The sequence below is a fragment of the Methanobacterium sp. genome (assembly GCF_038562635.1).
In the GTDB taxonomy this organism is placed as follows: domain Archaea; phylum Methanobacteriota; class Methanobacteria; order Methanobacteriales; family Methanobacteriaceae; genus Methanobacterium_D.
In genome coordinates this window covers 14,667-32,665 of sequence record NZ_JBCFBO010000002.1, presented here as the reverse complement: position 1 = coordinate 32,665, position 17,999 = coordinate 14,667, and the positions used below count along the sequence as shown (strand labels likewise).

The window sequence follows — 17,999 nt, the reverse complement described above, 5'->3', positions numbered from 1 at the left end:
CTTCTAAATTAAATATTAAGTTCATTAACTATTTTATTAGTCATGCTACTAAATTCAAACATTTACAGTCAATTTGCCTTTTCCATTTAATATATTCATTTTAATATTAGATTTTAAGTTTAATTTAAAAACTTATTTGCATGTTGATCACCTATAATTTTAGGGCTGGTGTTTGAAATATGGATGGGAATAACTGTCACATTTTCATTTCCATTTACGATCTGCAGCTCTAAAACCATGGAGTCATTCATAATTGGATTTTTTGGTTTTAAAAACGTAATTTTCAGGCTGTAGGATATTAACTTTCATTTATAATATTCTATGCTCCGAGGCATGAGGGGATGGCTCCCAACAACTATGCCTGCGCCTTCATCTATACCTTCTATGGATAATTCAGTTTGATATTTATTGGGATTAAATACTCATTTCCATAACGGAAAAATACAGAGATTATATTTTAAGACTATTTAAATTGCCATAAAGTAAATACGGTAAAATTATCTAAATTAGGATAGCTAAAACCGATTTAAGATTAATTAATTTTTTCAAAAAAAGAATAAAAAATAAAACAGCTCATTTTTTGTAGAGTTATTTAATGGGTTTTGTTAACCATGGAGTGTATTTTACATGGTCATAAATATCTTTTTTAGTTGGGCCTGCTGCAGAACCCACCAGTTTGATATGGCTTCTACGTAAACATCGCTATTGCAGTAAATAGCATGGGCGGTTTTAGAGTTATTATTTTTGAAATTAGATTTTGTTACTGTACATTTACCATTATTTTTATGGTAGATAGCGCCGCCTTCGTTTGATGTATTAGCTTCAAAAGTGCACTATTCTACGGTTAAAGTACCTTCATTGCAGATAGCACCGCCATTATCTCCTCTTCCATTTTTTATTGTTAAATTTTGGAGTGTTAAGTGCGCATCATAATCGATTTCAAATATAGAAAAAATTTTTCCTCCATCTATTACTGTATATTTTTGGCTTTCACCAATTATTGTAACATTTTTATCAATTATCAACGTATTATTGCCTTTTCCAGTGTAAATCCCGTTTTTTAACAGTATTGTTTCGTCTGTTTCTACTTCTTTAAGGGCTTTCTTTATTGTTCGATATGGACTGTAATCTGCACCAGTGTTATCATCTTTTCCAGTATCAGGATCAACATAGATGCTGTCATTTAACCTGTTACCTAAAACTCCTCTTGTTGTTTTATATTCGATCTTTTCACTCCATTTATGCCATGATAATAAATGATCACAAGTAAGTGGCAAGTGATATAAATAATTTTCCTAAAATAAAGCTGTAATTGCAATTCATTTGGTTTATATGGATCGAAATAAGCTCATTATACATAAATAATAACTATTTAATAAAATAAATGGCTAAAATTTATTAATGATCTCTATTAATGTTATTTAAACTGTAATATGCGCATAACATTATAAATAAATTTTAATTTAAGATTAAAATTATTTAAAAGGCTAAAAATAACTTATTTTATATAATTACTTTTTATGAATTCTGCAAAAATACTGATATAATTATTTAGAAATTATTAGTCATAGTTTTTATGATGATAGATAACCATTTCTTTATTAATTCATTTAATTTATAAATATACTACATTTTCACAAATTCACTTATATTTAATTTTATAAGGAAGAATAATAACATTAAATATAGAGTTTGCACAGTTTAAAAATTAAATTTCCATAATCACAAAGGTAATAATATTTAATATATAAATTAAATTACATATATTAGTAATAATTAATAAATACTGGAAGTAAATAATTTCATTTCATTGCAAATGTGATTAATAGCACATAATAAACATATTTATATTCATAAGTTCTCAAAGGTGTAAGACCACTACAAAATAAGCACCTACCATTCAGGGGCACTCCTTAAACTCCATGATACCATGAGAAGAGTGCCCCTAGGTTAATATGTTACATGTTTATTATTAGTGGACATATAAAAAAAGTAGGAAATGTAATTTAAATTAAAATTTTAACTATATTGATTGCTTTTTATGAAACCCCCATTCTGGTGACAATAAGAGAATATTAAAAGACCAGAATAAGTTTATTTTAACTAACATAAATAGCCAGAATAAGTATAATTCCGCCTAAAAACACGCCTATATATTTGGGATACTCCATACTTAAATCGTTGATTAAGTATTTATCAGGTGAATCTTTCTCCTTCCAGTTCCAATTGATATTTAAAAATATAAAGCTGTGAAAATAATGATTATTCCAAATATTAAAAGATCATTTTGCATAATAACTTTTTTTTAAATACACTATAAAAAACTAACTGGATATGCAGTTTCCTATTAAAATCTCAACTTTTTTATAGTTTTTTTATGAAATCAATTTAATTTCTTTTTAAAGGAGCAAAATGAAGTATTAGAATTGTAATTGATACCTGCGATTAGATATCAAAAACTTTCTTTGCATTTCGTCCTGTTTTTTGATCCACCTTAAATACTGGTAAAGATTTTACATCAGCAATCTTTTTAACTGCTTCTTCTACAAATGAAGGCTCATTTTTCTGTCCTTTGAAAGGTGAAAGATAAGGGCTGTCAGTTTCAGTTAGTATATTTTGAATTGGTATTTCTTCTACAATCTCTTCATGATAATTAGAATAAGCAATTATGGTTGAAAATGAAATATAATAGCTCTCATCTACTATTTTATGCGCTGTTTCAATATCCCCACCATAACAGTGGAATATAACCTCGATATCTTTTGAATACTTTTTTATTATCTCAAAAGCTTTTAATTCAGCATCTCTTGCATGAAGTATAATGGGCATTTCATATTCATTTGCAAGGTCAATGAATGTTTTGAAGACTTTTACCTGCCTGTTTCTTGATTCAGTATCTTTCACTTCATGAAAATCAAGGCCAGTTTCTCCAATTGCCACTGTTTTATCTATATTTTCATGTATTTCTTTAACTGCTTTCTCGATTATGTCAAGATCTGCTTTTATCGCATTAACCGGGTGAAATCCAAGTGCAGCATGTGCAAAACCTTTATAATCTTCTACAAGCTTTAAAGCTCTTCTATTTCCACCTAATGTAGCTCCAGAATCAACAATGGCGGACAATTTTTTCTTTGCCCGTGCCATTACCTCTTCCCTGTTTTTGTTAAAATCTTTAAAATCAACATGACAATGTACATCGATCATAACGTTCCCTCAACTCTAAATAAAATTAAGTAAGCTATGGGTTTAAATCCCAAAGCGCCTTTCTCTTTCTTGATATGACCTAAGTGCCCTTAAAAAATCAACTTTTCTAAGTTCTGGCCATAAACTATCGCAGAAGTATAACTCTGAATAAGAAGACTGCCATAGTAGGAACCCGCTGAGCCTTTCTTCCCCACTTGTCCTTATAATAAGGTTAGGGTCTTCTAAGCCTGCAGTATATAGATTTTTATTGACTAAATCTTCATCTATTTCCTCACAGTCTAATTTTCCATCTTTAACTTCTTTTGAAATCTTTTTTATAGCATCGATTATTTCCATCCGCCCATCATAACCTATTGCAATGTTTACAATTCGTTTGTCATAGGAAGATGTAGCCTCTTCTGCGATTCTTATGGCTTCTCTTACATTTTCTGGAAGTAAGTTTAAATTACCTACTGCATTTATTCTTACTTCATTTTTATGAATCTTTGGATTTTTTGCTATTCCTTCAAATTCTTTCTGGAATAACTTCATTAGACCTTCCACTTCTTTTGGAGGTCTGTTAAAATTCTCGGTAGAAAATGCATAGGCAGTTACAATTTCTATCCCTAATTCAATGGACCAGTCCAGAACCTTTTCAAGGGTACTTACCCCTCTTTTATGACCGTCTATAATTTCCATGTTGCCCATTAATTTTGTGTAGCGCCTGTTACCGTCCATTATAACGGCAATATGATTAGGCATGTTTTCGGGCTTGAGATTTTTTGATATGTACCATTCATAAATTTTATAAAGTGGTTTTAATGGTTGCATTTTTATTCCTACTCTTTAATCTTGCTAGATAATTTGAAAATTCTAAGGCTCTAATATATCCTTCTACGCTTTGTGATCTTGAAGTATCTATAAAAATTTCGTTAATTCCAAGTGTTACAGCACCATGGCTTTTTCCTGAACCCAAAAAAATCAGAGTTCTAAATATTAAGTTTCCAGATATACCATCCGGTGCTAAAATGAAGTTTACATTATCCTTTATTGCATTTTCTATTAATATAAAATAATGTTTTACAGAATATTTACTTTTTGCGGCACTTGTTATACGTTCTCCGTCTGCAATGGAATCATCAATTTTCTGGCTTCTACCAACATCTTGAGGTCTTCCGCCAGAAAGTACCGCGATTTTAGGTTCTATTCCTAATTTTGATAAGAATTCTGCCCCTAATTCTATTATTTTTATTTTTTCTTCAGGGTTATCTCCTTCATCAATTCCCACAGGGGCAAACAAAAATTTTTGACCATTTGTTTCTAAAAAAGAGGCCCTGTATAATTTACCCTGATATTTTTCTTTTAGTATACTTAATATCTTGGAAGCGCTGAGGGATCCTCTTACAGCAGCATCTACTTCTTTATTTAGAAGCATGTTAATAAGCTTATCTTCAGATTCCGTTAAAATAACTTCGAAATCTACTTTTTTAGAAGCTTCAATTATATTCTTATTTTCACCGACACCAGCTGCAATCTTCATGTTATCTGTAACCTGAGTTATAACTTATAATTATATTACTTAAATATTAACTTAACTTATAGTAAATGACCAAATATTTTTGATTAATTATTTAATTAGATAATCTGTTTATATGTGTTGAACCTTCAAAAAATCTACTATTTTTGAATATCTAATAATTTATAAGTTTAAAAAATTACTTCATTCACTATAAAATGTAGTTATTTTTATAATACTTATTTTAAAGAAGTGTATGGTGGTTAAACTATATTTTTATAATTTACAACTCAATAAATTCGTTTAGTCAATATATTCTACATTCTGTTAATAAAAAAAGGGTAAAATTATATTCACATTTATCCTCTCAGTTATTCATTGAAATAATAATAGACATCTCTTCTTTATATATTTTTTTAATTAGGTTATATTCAAAATGAACACCAGAAGATTATCTTTTAATTTAAAAGTTGATATTTAAATTAAATGGGCATGTTAACTAATTTTTATAAATTTTTTCAATGTTATATCCATAAAAATGTAATATTTTTTACTAATTAATTTTACTTTTTAAAAATTTGATTCTATTTTTAGATTTGGATAATTTTAAAAAACTAAATCTGGCATTATGTCATACGGCTCTTTATAACGGTTTAAAACATTTAATATAAATATAAAATTAATTTTTAGTTTAGAAGTACTTAAAAAAAAGAAAATGATGTTAGGTCATCTTAATCTTTTGTTTTACAATATTAATTTTTAGTTTAGCCAGAATAATTTTTCAATTTAATATTAAAAACAGTTAATAAAACAAATATTATTGATAAGGATAATACTTGTGCATTATAATATCCTGATAATCCTAATAGCTTTTAATTTTAATTATCTACTTTTTTAGAGAAGGGTTATTTGCATTGTCAGATGTGCTATTTTCTAATGGAGAAATATTTGTATTAAAATTAAATATATTTAAATTCCTTAAATTAGAAATTAGCTTGTATTAATTGTCAAAAAGTTTTTATACCTCAAGAATGAGGGTAAAATATGAATAGATTCTGGAGCAACATAATACAACCTATTACTATGGGTATTAATACTAATTATATCATTGAAATAGGCTCAGATACAGGTATAAACACGAAAAACATTTTGAAATATTGTATAAAACACAACGCGTATATGGTTGCTATTGATCCCTTTCCTAAATTTGATGTTGATGAGTTTAAAGCGAAATATGGGGATAAATTTAAGATTTATAATGAATTAAGTTTAAGTAGATTGCCCCTGCTTAAAGGTTATGATATGGTTTTGATAGATGGGGACCACAACTGGTATACTGTTTATAATGAATTAAAAATAATTGAAAAAAGCTTTAAAAACAGGAAGTTTCCCGTTGTATTTTTGCATGATGTAGGTTGGCCTTACGCTAGAAGGGACTTATATTACAGCCCTGAAAATATACCTGCAGTTTACAGGCAGCCGTATAAAAAATTGGGAATGTACCCTGGCCAAACAAATTTAAAAGAGCAGGGTGGATTAAATAATCATCTTTATAATTCTATTTATGAAAATAATCCTAAAAATGGTATATTAACTGCCATAGAAGATTTTATCAGTGAATCTGAATTAGAACTTTCATTTAAAGTTATCAATGCATTCCATGGATTATGTATTTTGTTTCCTAAAAATGATGAAATGGAAAATCTCATTGAAAAAGTCATAGAAAATGCTAATTTACTGGATATCATTGAAGAAGAACGAGTGAAGTTTAAAATTGCACATTCTGAAGAAAAAATTAGAGTTAATTCCTTTAAAAATCAATTAAATGAAAATAAGAAGGAATTAGAATATTTTGAAGATCAGTTTAATCAAACAGTGAGTAAGTTAGAGCAGACTGAGAATAAATTAAAGTTAAAAGATGAATTAATTGAAGAAAAATGCGCAAAAATAGAAAAAGCGGAACTAAAGCTTGTTAAAACAGAAAATAAATTAGAGCAAATAGAAAACAGGCTAAATAAATCTAATAAATTAATTCATAAAAAAGAGAGTCAACTGGGAGATATAAAAATTCAGTTTAATCAAACAGTGGATAAATTAAATCTAACAGAAAAAAAATTAAAATTATCTAATGAAATGGCTAATGAAAAAGAAAAATGTTTAGAAGAAGTAAAATTCAGGTTAAATCATGCTGAACATAAATTAGAACAAACTGAAAGTCAATTAAACAAATTAATTCAAGAAAAACAAAATTTCATTGATCATGTAAAAAAAAGAGAAAAAGCAGCTGAAGAATTGAACCTGCAAATTGATAATCTCAAAGCTAGTTTAATTGAAATGGAATATTTAAGTAATAAAAGCAGATCGATCACACAGAGGCTTATTTCAAAATTCCCAGGTTTGTACGTCCTTTTTAATATGAATGAAACTGGTTTAAAGAATGCACTTGTTAATATAAAAGGATACAGGTCCATTAAAAAGAATAAATTAGTTGATACTGGCTATTATTTAAAAAATAACCGGGGCGTTAGATCATCAGGCATGGATCCTATCCTGCACTACATGTACCATGGTTTTAAAGAAGGTAAAAAGCCCAATGCTGCATTTAACGGCGATTATTATCTAAAGAAGTATAAAGATGTTAAAAAATCAAATTTAAACCCGCTGGTTCATTATAGTCTTTACGGAATAGAAGAAGGGAGAAAAACAGATACAGTCAAGGAAGGATTAAATTCTGCAAAACATAAAAATATAAAAGGCCATATAAATTGTCCTGCTGATACAACCCTTATTAGGGGTTGGTTAGCTAAAATTGGGAATAATAATCCACGTCTAGCACTTTTAAAAATAGATAATCAAAGTTTTGAATTTATCTGCAGTAATTTCCGCTTGGATCTTAAAGGAAAAATTAATGATGGTAATCATGCTTTTGAATTTGTTGTCCCATTAAATTTTGTAAACGGAAAAAAACACAAAATAGAACTTTTTGATAAGGAAACGGGTGAATGCATAGCTAAAACTGAAGCTGTATGGCATCAAAAACGACATTTTACAGATTTTTCAGGATTTTTAGCTGATTCGCTTGTATCGCCTGTTATAAATGCTCCTTTTCGTGAAGAAGATAAAAGATGTTTTGCAGTGATGGAAAATATAGCAGAACATCTTACAAATTTGGCCTTTGATGTAGAGGAGAATATTCTAGTTTCAGTAATCATGCCTGTTTACAACCGTGCCCGCACTGTAAAGTCAGCGATAGATTCTGTTTTAACTCAAACTTACCGCAATATTGAGCTTGTAATCGTGGATGATGGGAGTGATGACGGTACAGTTGAATTAATCGAAGATATAAACGATGATCGAATCGTGCTGCTGCGTAATAATAGCTGTCAGGGCGTATCTAAAGCTCGTAATAGGGCACTTAAAGCTGCTCGCGGTAAATATATAGCTTATCTTGATTCTGATAACACATGGGACTTAAGGTATATAGCAGCAATGGTTGGAGCATTTTTGAAGCTGCCTGACGCTGAAGCAGTTTACAGCGGCCAATTCTTATTTAAAGGAAACTCAGAAAAACCATTTGCGGCCCGTTTTGGAAGTTTTAACAGGTCACTGCTCTTAAATAGAAATTACATTGATATGAATTCTTTCTGCCACACCCGCGATATTTATAATCGCTTAGGTGGATTTGATGAAAGTATAAAAAGATATGTAGACTGGGATCTAGTTATACGTATCTCTGAATCTGCAAAAATGTATTCCGTGCCTGTAATGTTATCAAATTATTATTATGACCTGGCAGATAATACTATTACAAATGATGCTAGTTTAGTACACTATCATGAGATACTACGTGAAAAGCAAGGGGAACGTTTAAAGTATGCTTATTCTCCTACTTTAAAATCAAAAGCACATTTATCTAAGGTTAGTGTTATTATTCCTAGCTATGAATCATTAAATGATATCAAAGAGTGTATAGTAGCTGTTTTAATGCAGGATAATGATTGGGTAGATATCATTGTAGTGGACAATAATTCTAGTCAGCCTGTAGTTAATTACCTTGTGAAAATGGCAGATGCCGGTAAAATTAGACTTATACAAAATGATGTTAATTATGGGTTTACTTACGCTGTAAACCAGGGGATTGCTGCTTCCAAACCAGATAGTGATATCATTATTTTAAACAATGATGCAATAATAATGCCTGGCGCAGTCGAGGCTATGCAGGATGCAGCATATAAATTACCTCAGTGCGGTATAACAGTCCCACAACAGGTGCTTCCTGGAGAAACAAGAACCCTAAATGCCCATGTTCCCCATGCAAATCCTGAATATGAATGTGATGTTAATTTGTCTAAGGTCCATAAGAATATAATTAACGTGCCTACGTTTCATTCAGGTGAATTATTAGAGCTTAGCTTTGCACCATTTTTCTGTGTTTACATTAAACGTGATGTATTGAATTCTTCAGCTGGCCTTGATGCAGAAAGGGGTCGCCATTACCGTTCTGATAGGATATTTTGTAATTATATACGCCACGTAATGAACTTGAAAATTTACCATGTAGCTGAAGCAGTTGTCTATCACAAATTACAGAAGTCCACCCATGTTCTGCGTAAAGAATCTAAAGGTAAAGACTCTGAATTTGATATAATTTTCCGTAAAAACCAGTGGGATGATGAACTGGCAGCAAAATTAGGTTATAAGACTCCAATCTGGGATTTTTAGTTAATGTGTTCTAGTTTTTACTTTTAATGATCTAATTTTTTGTCAATTTATATTTGCATAACTTATTTTTTAATGGAATTATCCAGAAAAACGCAATTGACCTTGAAACTTATAATAATTTTAAAGAATGCAAATGATATTAGTTAAAGAGCTAAACATGTTTCATGTGTATAAATGTTGTTAACTTTTTATATTATACAGAAAAATGTGCAGAATATGTTTTTTACTTTTATAAAATATATTGTGAATTTGATGTATAATTTTGTAAATAATTAAAATAGATTCTGAAGGTAATATTTATTAATTTAAAACGCTACATGTACGTTTAGGTTATTATTCCCTTTGTTTAAAGTTTATGTCTTAAAAATTATCCTAATTTTAGATTTTCTGGTTATAATAATAGTTATGTTATGTTTATCAGGGATAGGGTATATAGGAGGTCTTGTTTTAAGTTTAGTAGTAATTATTACCTAAAATAAATAAATATGTCTGAAAATCAAATATATACTAAATAATGTATTAAAATTTTGTATGGATTAAACTAAATGGATGATATTTGAAAATATTATATTTAAATGTATTTTAAAATTCTACTTTTGAAGTATAGAAATAATAATAAATATCTTTTTTAATCTAAAAATACTAATTTTTTGATTTTTAATCTAAGTGGATCTATAATTTTAGCATATGCTGTGTAATACCATATATCCTGTTTATATGCTGTAATAATAATTAATTTCAATGCTTTAAATTAAAAAATCCCTAAAAACATTCTTTATTTTTGTATAATAATTTGATTTATCGTTTGTATTATTGAAGTAGACTTTATATGGGGTTAAAATTAATAGTTACTCACGCACTGAAAAAATAATATAAATCAGAGACACTATTGAACATTTAAGTGATAACATGAGAATTACTGTCATTGGAACAGGTTACGTAGGACTAGTTACTGGAACGTGTTTTTCAGAGATGGGAAACAAGGTTTACTGTATTGACATTGATGCTAGCAAGATTGAAAGCCTAAAAAAAGGTATTATCCCAATATATGAGCCGGGCTTGGAAGAACTGGTAATTAAGAATTATAAAACAGGTGATTTAAATTTTACCTGTAGCTTGATGGAAGGTTTAAATAATTCTGATATTTGTTTTATAGCTGTAGGTACTCCTATGGGTAAAGATGGGAGTGCGGATTTACAGTATTTACTGGCAGCAGCTAAAGAAATAGGTCAGGTAATGTCCAATGACTTAATTGTAGTTAATAAATCAACAGTTCCAGTAGGAACAGCTGAAAAAGTTAAAAAAATCATAACTGAAGAATTGGAAAAGAGGAATGTTAGCTGCAATGTTTATGTTGTATCTAATCCTGAGTTTTTAAAGGAAGGTTCTGCAGTTGCAGATTTTATGCGCCCGGATAGGGTTGTTGTAGGTTCGGATAACGAAGAAGCTGTTCGAGTTATGAAAGAATTGTACGCTCCTTTTACCAAAAATCATGATAGATTTTTAATTATGGATATTTGCAGTGCAGAGATGACTAAGTATGCGGCCAATGCAATGCTTGCTACCCGTATTTCGTTTATGAACGAAATAGCAAATATCTGTGAAAGGGTCGGTGCAGATATTAACAATGTTAGAAAGGGTATAGGCAGTGACTCTAGAATAGGGTACAGTTTTTTATATCCAGGATGCGGATATGGGGGGAGCTGTCTTCCAAAAGATGTTAATGCTTTAATAAAAACTGCTGATGATTGTGGCTGTGATTCAAAGATATTAAAAGAAGTAAAACTGGTAAATGACAAGCAAAAATTTTTACTGGTAAATAAAATAATAGAAAGATTTGGCTGTGATTTATCAGGATATACTTTTGCAGTGTGGGGATTAGCTTTTAAACCAGGAACTGATGATATGAGGGAAGCTCCATCTGTAGCTGTTATAAATAGATTAATAGAATTAGGTGCTAAAATTAACACTTACGATCCAAAAGCTACAGATATCGCAAGGGAATATTATTTTAAAGATGAAAATAACGTAAATTTTTTAGATAACAAGTATGAAGCATTAAATAATACGGATGCAATGGTACTCGTAACAGAATGGAAGGAGTTTAGAAGCCCTAATTTTTATGAAATAGCAGAAAGGATTAAAAATAGGATAATTTTTGATGGCAGAAACCAGTATAACAAGGACATCCTTGAAAAATTGGGCTTTGAATATTATCAGGTAGGTAATAGCCGGCCAAGAATCTCCAGACAATACTTATATGTGAATTCATTACATAGCATGTATTTAGATTATTGGAGTAAATGAAATCATGTTAAATCAGTATTCATATTTTTAAACATATTTTTATAAGTTTTAATTTTTATTGAGTGGAATAGAAATCATGGAATGTAAAATAAGTATTATAATACCAGTATTCAACGTTCAAGATTATATTAAAGAAGCTTTAGAGTCTATTGTAAGACAGACTATTGGTTTTGAACATTTGGAAGTGATACTGGTTAATGATTGCTCTACTGATCGAAGTGGGGAAATAATAGATGAATATGCCTCCAAATATGACAATTTTAAAGCAATTCATCTACCTGAAAACAGTGGATATGCAGGAAAACCCAGAAACATTGGAATAAATGAGGCTAGTGGGAAATATTTGATGTTCCTTGACCCTGATGATTACTATGAAGACGATGCCTGTGAAACATTGTACAATAAAATTGTTGAAGAAGATGTAGATATTGTATTTGGTAGATATTATTATATTTTAAATGGGAAAAGGTTAAATAGGAAGAGTTTCAGCCCATTTAAAGATGGTGAAATAAAGGTAAACTCAATTGATGAAGATAAAAGATTATTTAAAACATCCCCCTCTGTATGGACAAAGATAGTTAAAAAGAGTTTCATTGAAGAGAATAATATTACATTTTTAGAGGGTATGCCTGGACAGGATGCTGTTTTTGTTGTAAACATGTTCTTAAAAGCAGAGGGTATTGTTTATTTACAAAATTATTTTCCATACAATTATAGAATACGTGATTCCAATGAGGATATGTCTGTTAGCCATAATAGGAACAAAAACAATTTAATGGGAATGGTCAGCGCATACTACGCCCTTTTTGATATTTTAAAGGATAACAAAAAAGAAGAATATTTCCCAATTATTTTTGGAAACCATTTGCCCTTTTGGATGAGGAATTTCATATTAAGCAGTGCAGACTATGGTGAAAAAAGGGAACTTCTAGAATATGCAGGTCCTCTTTTTGAAGAATTCAAAAAATACGGAGCAGATCTTAATATAAAGTATTTAATTCAGTTATTTAATTTTATAGCAGGTAAAAAATATGATGAAGCTATTATAATTGCTGAAATATTGAGTGATTTTATAGAAAAACAAAATCAGCTTGAAAATAGATTGGATGCAAAAGGAATACAGGCTGCTGATCTTATAAAAAAACAAAAGCAGCTTGAAACTAGATTGGATGCAAGAAAAAAACAGGTTGCTGAACTTCAAACTACACTTGGTTGGCTTGAATATAAAATAAAAAATATTGGACAAAGATTAAAACGAAAAATGAGCTATGTCCTTTAATATGAAACAGTCTGGTTTTATTTCTTAAGTTAGGAAATAAGGTTAATATTTATAAGTATCAATTTAATGATTGATAAGATTAATTTTACAATAAGCTCGCCATAAAATCTGTAAAACAGAAATTGGAAAAGTTTAAAATTTAAAAAAATAAAAAACATCAAACTAGCCAGTATTTAATGACTTGTTTGGTTAAATTTCAAAAATTTTAATCAATTATTTTTAAAAACAGTTTCTTATTAAACTGTATGCTGCTGAGCCTGCATTGTTTAGATCTCTTTGTGTTACACTTCTACTTTTGTTTACAATCCATAGTTTCCAGTCTTTTTGTCCCTGCAGATAACCATTACGTAGTATTGAGTCTACACTTCCACTCATATACCTTATGGATGGTGCCATGTACATTCCTTGTTTTTCATAAGCAAGATGATTAGCATCTCCTTCTCCAGTTACACAATGGGGAGCTGAATACGTATCTGAAATATAATGGGAAGCTACTCCAAAACAGTAACTGGCGTATTTATAATTCTTGCTTTTATATGCTGCTTTACCTCTATCTAACCAATATTTAGATTTTGAAACACTTGCAGTATATTGGTGGTATTTAAAATCCTTGAAAACTTGGTCTGGAGCTTTTGATCCTCTTTCCATTTCAGATAAGCTTAGTTTATGTTGTACTGATGCTGGTAATGAGTAATAGACTTTATCTGCAATTGTTGGATGTGTTTGTATATGCCATGCTGCTGCTGGTGAAATCAGTAGGGGTACCGACAGCAGAAAAACCATCAAAATTTTCACAACATTTTTCGTATTATCATCTCCTTAATAGATCATATAGTAATATATTATTACTAATTATTATTACTTTCGTACCATGTAAGTTAATACTTTCACCTAATAGTAATTTTAGAATCTCGAAAACTAATATAAACAGGTATTAACTTCTATTAAGTTTTAATATGCCTTGTGGCATATAAAATTAGTATAAATGATTATAAATGCATAAAAGAAAAAGAATACTTGTTTATTTATTCAATTTTTTTACTATTGCATGTTACAATTTAAAAAGAAGGCATTTAGATATAATCAATTAATTTTGTTAATGAGTATGTGGACACGTCAAACAAGAATAGCTTAATTTCAAATGAATAGAAAATATAAAATGATCATTGAATATTTTTAAATAGTATAATCTTTATTTCAGTTAGATGAAATAAAACAAAGTATCTAATAAGAAGATTTTGATGTATCAATAAAAAATTGATTAATACTTTACATTGGAAAATACAATTTGAAAATATATAATGTTATATATCAAAAAGCTAAAGTTTACTTAAAATTCTTTAATGATCATATAATCAAACTTTTTAAAGCAACGATTAATGTATTAAATTAATAGTTCCAGATAGTATTTATGGTAAATTTATATGAAGATGAGTATTATACTAATTTTTATCCTCAATATAATAAAATAATACCTCATATACAGAGATTTGGAAAAGAAGGGGCGTTATTTTATTCAAAATTAATATCTGAAAAAAAATAAAGTGATATGTTTTGATTCAAAAGAAATTAAACATCCAATTTATCTAAGAAATAATACTTCTGATATACCTACTTTTTATCAGGTTTTCTATAGATTAGATTATGAATTAGATTACAAGAATATTCCTGAAGTAATTGTTGATTGTGGGGCGAACATTGGATTATCTGCGGGTTTTTTAAAAATTTAAAAGTTATATTTTATTCATATTTTTAATGTATTAAATTTGCATTTAATAAGAAAGCTATAAATAATTTAAATTTTTAAATAAACACTAAATGAACTATTTTAGAACTTATGTTAAATATTAAAATAGTAAATAATAAATAAAATGAATAAATAGATGTTTATTTATGTTAAATTGGAGAAATTGACTTATATGAAAATACAGGACAAAATAATTATATTATTTATTTTAATAAATTTTATAGCTATAGGACTGTATTTCAGCGATGTAATAGCGTTCCCTGATGGAAATAATAACCAAACTAGTTTAAATAAGAGTCTAAATGATAGTAATTCAACTTTAAATTATGGTAATGAAACAAATGCTACTGAAAAATTGAGTAGCAATGCAACATCACAATATTCTCAAGACCAAACCTACAGAAGTAGTAATCAGTACAGTCAACGGGACAGTACAAGGTATAATTCCGGTAATTACAGAAGTAATTCTGGTGGAACGTCTCAAGATAGTAACGATAGGAACTCCCAAGATGATGCTGGAACGGATGATTCTGGTGAGATTTTACAATAATCAAATCAAGCTATAACTAATAGTTTAATTAAAAATCTGAAATGTAGCAGTACTTGATTTGATTATTAATTATGATTAATGCTGTAGATTATTCAAATTTATTTTAAACTTTTAAGTTAATTAATTTATGAGTAAAAGTATTAATTCATCAGTAAATATTATATAGAATAATTATTCAAGTTAGTATAAATGTATATAATTAGAATTCTGTTTTTAACAGTTAAACAAGGTATTTTTCTCATCATTACAAATTGAAACTAATTTAACATAGAACGAATTTATATTAAAATAATCCGTTTCTATATCCATTGGTTAAACATCGAATATTCAAAGGTAAAACATGAATGAAATAAAAACATCTAAAACTGACATTGGTATTGTAGTTATTTTCACTACTTTGAGTATATTCCTGTTTAACATTCCAATCTTAAACAATGCAGAAATATTGATGCTTCTTAAGATCGCCGTATTTTTCTTACTTGGATATTCTTTATTAACTGCTCTATTTCCCAAAAATAATATTAGTAAAGTTAAATTTGTTTTAGTAAGTATATTAGTTAGTATAATACTTGTTTTTTTACTGGCATTAATACTTGGCGTATTTTTAGATTTTAACAACGGAACTTTTATTAATACTGCACTGGTCCTTACCAATGTTTTTATTGCAGTCGCATTTATACGGAGAATAAGATCTTCAAATAAAAAAGAAGATAGATACATAGTTTGTGAAAGCTGTGAAAGTTATTATAAACTTGGAGAAGGGGAAAAAATAGATGATTTTGAGGCATGTCGGTGCGGCGGCAGGCTAAAATATGCTGAAGGAATGATTTCACCTAAACCTAATTGGATTAATGATGACTGTACAAATACTGAAAATAATTTGCCTAAATTCAAATCACTGCTGGTTATATCGTTGATTATTATATCTGGAGTTATTTTGTACCCTTTAATCGGGATTCAATTAATTTTGGTTATTTTATTTTTAATTATATTTTTAATGGTAACTTATCTATTTAAAACGGATAGTATTATTTTGAAGCACCGTTTTTTCGCTAACTTTTTAAAATATAGATTTCTTCTCATGGAACTTGTAAAAAGGGATATTAAAATAAAATACAGGAGATCTGTACTGGGGATATTCTGGAGTTTTTTAAATCCGCTGCTATTTATGATAGTGTTAACTCTAATATTCTCAGTATTTTTTGCTCGAGATATACCTAATTTTCCTGTTTATCTATTGATAGGGAGAATAGTATTTGATTTATATGCACAAGGAAGTAAGGCAGCCATGAATTCAATTAAAAGAAACTCATCTATCATAAAGAAAGTATACATACCAAAATATATGTATAGTTTAAGTTCAGTATTATCAAACTTTGTTACATTTGCACTTTCCCTTATAGTCCTTTTCATGGTAATGATCGCTACAAATGCTCCTTTTACTATATACATATTATTTGCAATTTTACCAATTGTATTGTTGCTTATGTTTACTATAGGTGCTGGTCTTATACTTGCTACAGTAACAGTATTCTTCAGAGATATGGAACATTTATATGGAGTTTTCATAACTCTTTTGATGTATGGAAGTGCAATATTTTACCCAATTGAAATTGTCCCGGAAAATTATCGAATTTTCTTTGAACTGAATCCAGTATATGCTTTTATATCATTATTCAGGGATTCCTTCTTGTATGGGAGGGCATTTGAACCTACAACTTTATTATATGCAGCAGTTTCAGCCATAGTGCTTCTTGTCGTTGGAATTGTTGTATTCTATAAATATCAGGATAAATTCATATTATATATATAATAGATATAAATTACAGTTATCAGGTGATAATTTGGATAAAACGGTTATCAAAGTTAAAAATGTGGGAATGGAATTTAATTTAAGTCAGGAAAAAGTAGATAACCTTAAAGAGTATTTTATTAAACTTTTAAAAAGAGAACTTCTATTTCAGGAATTCTGGGCCCTTAAAGATATATCTTTTGAAGTTAAAAAAGGAGATAGAGTGGGAATAATTGGACTAAATGGTGCAGGTAAAAGCACACTTCTCAAGATAATTTCAGGGGTTATGAAACCTACAGAAGGCGCTGTTGAGATAAATGGCAAAATTGTACCCTTATTGGAATTAGGGGCCGGATTTGATAAAAATTACACTGGAAGAGAAAATATATTCCTTAACGGTGCCATGTTAGGATATACAAAAGAATTTTTAGAAGAGAAATTTGATGAAATAGTGGAGTTTTCAGAGATTGGGAAATTCATCGATGTTCCACTTAAAAATTATTCATCTGGAATGAGAGCTAGATTAGGTTTTTCAATTGCTACAATGGTAGAGCCTAAAATACTTGTGTTAGATGAAGTCTTATCTGTTGGGGATGCAAAATTCAGAAAGAAAAGTGAGGAAAGGATAATGTCACTTTTTGATAAAGGGATAACTGTTTTGTTTGTATCTCATTCAGTACATCAAGTAAAAAGGCTGTGTAACAAGGCTATTTGGCTTGAAAATGGAAAGTTAGTCATGCAAGGAAACGCCAATGAAGTTTGCGATAAGTATGATAAGAGTTAGTTTACACAAATAGAGTATTTTTGTACATATTCAATTACTGTGAGTGAATTGGAGAATTCTCAAGCATATATTAAGTTTCTTTGAAACATCTCAAAATATGTAAGAACAGTTACAGAAGT

Annotated in this window: 11 protein-coding genes; 6 read left to right on the top strand and 5 right to left on the bottom strand. The window is 29.0% G+C overall.

Going from position 1 to position 17,999, the window contains the following annotated elements; genetic code table 11:
- Positions 1–833: 833 nt before the first annotated feature.
- The 4 genes from AAGU07_RS12220 to mtxX all read right to left on the bottom strand — a co-directional run bounded on the left by AAGU07_RS12220 (position 834) and on the right by mtxX (position 4,723).
- Positions 834–1,277, bottom strand: coding sequence for a DUF1565 domain-containing protein (locus AAGU07_RS12220; protein ID WP_342459395.1), 444 nt, complete (start codon positions 1,275–1,277; stop codon positions 834–836).
- 1,168 nt (positions 1,278–2,445) lie between these two features.
- Positions 2,446–3,204 (bottom strand): YchF/TatD family DNA exonuclease, encoded by a 759-nt coding sequence (locus tag AAGU07_RS12215; RefSeq protein ID WP_342459394.1) that lies wholly within the window; start codon positions 3,202–3,204, stop codon positions 2,446–2,448.
- 42 nt (positions 3,205–3,246) lie between these two features.
- Complete coding sequence (gene uppS, locus AAGU07_RS12210) at positions 3,247–4,014, bottom strand: polyprenyl diphosphate synthase (protein WP_342459393.1); 768 nt, start codon at positions 4,012–4,014, stop codon at positions 3,247–3,249.
- Complete coding sequence (gene mtxX, locus AAGU07_RS12205) at positions 3,989–4,723, bottom strand: methanogenesis marker protein Mmp4/MtxX (RefSeq protein ID WP_342459392.1); 735 nt, start codon at positions 4,721–4,723, stop codon at positions 3,989–3,991. Before mtxX ends, uppS begins: the two co-directional genes overlap by 26 nt.
- A gap of 1,020 nt (positions 4,724–5,743) precedes the next feature.
- On the opposite strand from mtxX, the gene AAGU07_RS12200 reads away from it, so the two are divergent.
- From AAGU07_RS12200 to AAGU07_RS12190, 3 genes are all read left to right on the top strand, one after another.
- Positions 5,744–9,421 carry a glycosyltransferase gene (locus tag AAGU07_RS12200; RefSeq protein ID WP_342459391.1) on the top strand — a complete coding sequence of 1,226 codons (3,678 nt, stop codon included), beginning with the start codon at positions 5,744–5,746 and terminating at the stop codon, positions 9,419–9,421.
- 909 nt (positions 9,422–10,330) lie between these two features.
- Positions 10,331–11,728: a UDP-glucose/GDP-mannose dehydrogenase family protein gene (locus AAGU07_RS12195; RefSeq protein ID WP_342459390.1), complete on the top strand. Its 1,398-nt coding sequence runs from the start codon at positions 10,331–10,333 to the stop codon at positions 11,726–11,728.
- Positions 11,729–11,804: 76 nt separating this feature from the next.
- On the top strand, positions 11,805–13,007 hold the full coding sequence (locus tag AAGU07_RS12190) for a glycosyltransferase family 2 protein (RefSeq protein ID WP_342459389.1): 1,203 nt from the start codon (positions 11,805–11,807) through the stop codon (positions 13,005–13,007).
- Between the two features lie 219 nt (positions 13,008–13,226).
- Here the strand turns inward: AAGU07_RS12190 and AAGU07_RS12185 are convergent, their stop codons facing one another.
- Positions 13,227–13,790: a zinc dependent phospholipase C family protein gene (locus AAGU07_RS12185; protein ID WP_342459388.1), complete on the bottom strand. Its 564-nt coding sequence runs from the start codon at positions 13,788–13,790 to the stop codon at positions 13,227–13,229.
- 1,136 nt (positions 13,791–14,926) lie between these two features.
- Here AAGU07_RS12185 and AAGU07_RS12180 point away from each other — a divergent pair.
- The 3 genes from AAGU07_RS12180 (at position 14,927) to AAGU07_RS12170 (ending at position 17,880) form a co-directional block, all read left to right on the top strand.
- The gene (locus tag AAGU07_RS12180; RefSeq protein ID WP_342459387.1) at positions 14,927–15,304 is read left to right on the top strand and encodes a hypothetical protein; all 378 of its coding nucleotides are present in this window, start codon (positions 14,927–14,929) and stop codon (positions 15,302–15,304) included.
- A gap of 340 nt (positions 15,305–15,644) precedes the next feature.
- Complete coding sequence (locus AAGU07_RS12175; RefSeq protein ID WP_342459386.1) at positions 15,645–17,117, top strand: ABC transporter permease; 1,473 nt, start codon at positions 15,645–15,647, stop codon at positions 17,115–17,117.
- 31 nt (positions 17,118–17,148) lie between these two features.
- A complete protein-coding gene (locus AAGU07_RS12170) occupies positions 17,149–17,880 on the top strand; it encodes an ABC transporter ATP-binding protein (RefSeq protein ID WP_342459385.1) in 732 nt (243 codons plus the stop codon).
- Positions 17,881–17,999 lie beyond the last annotated feature (119 nt).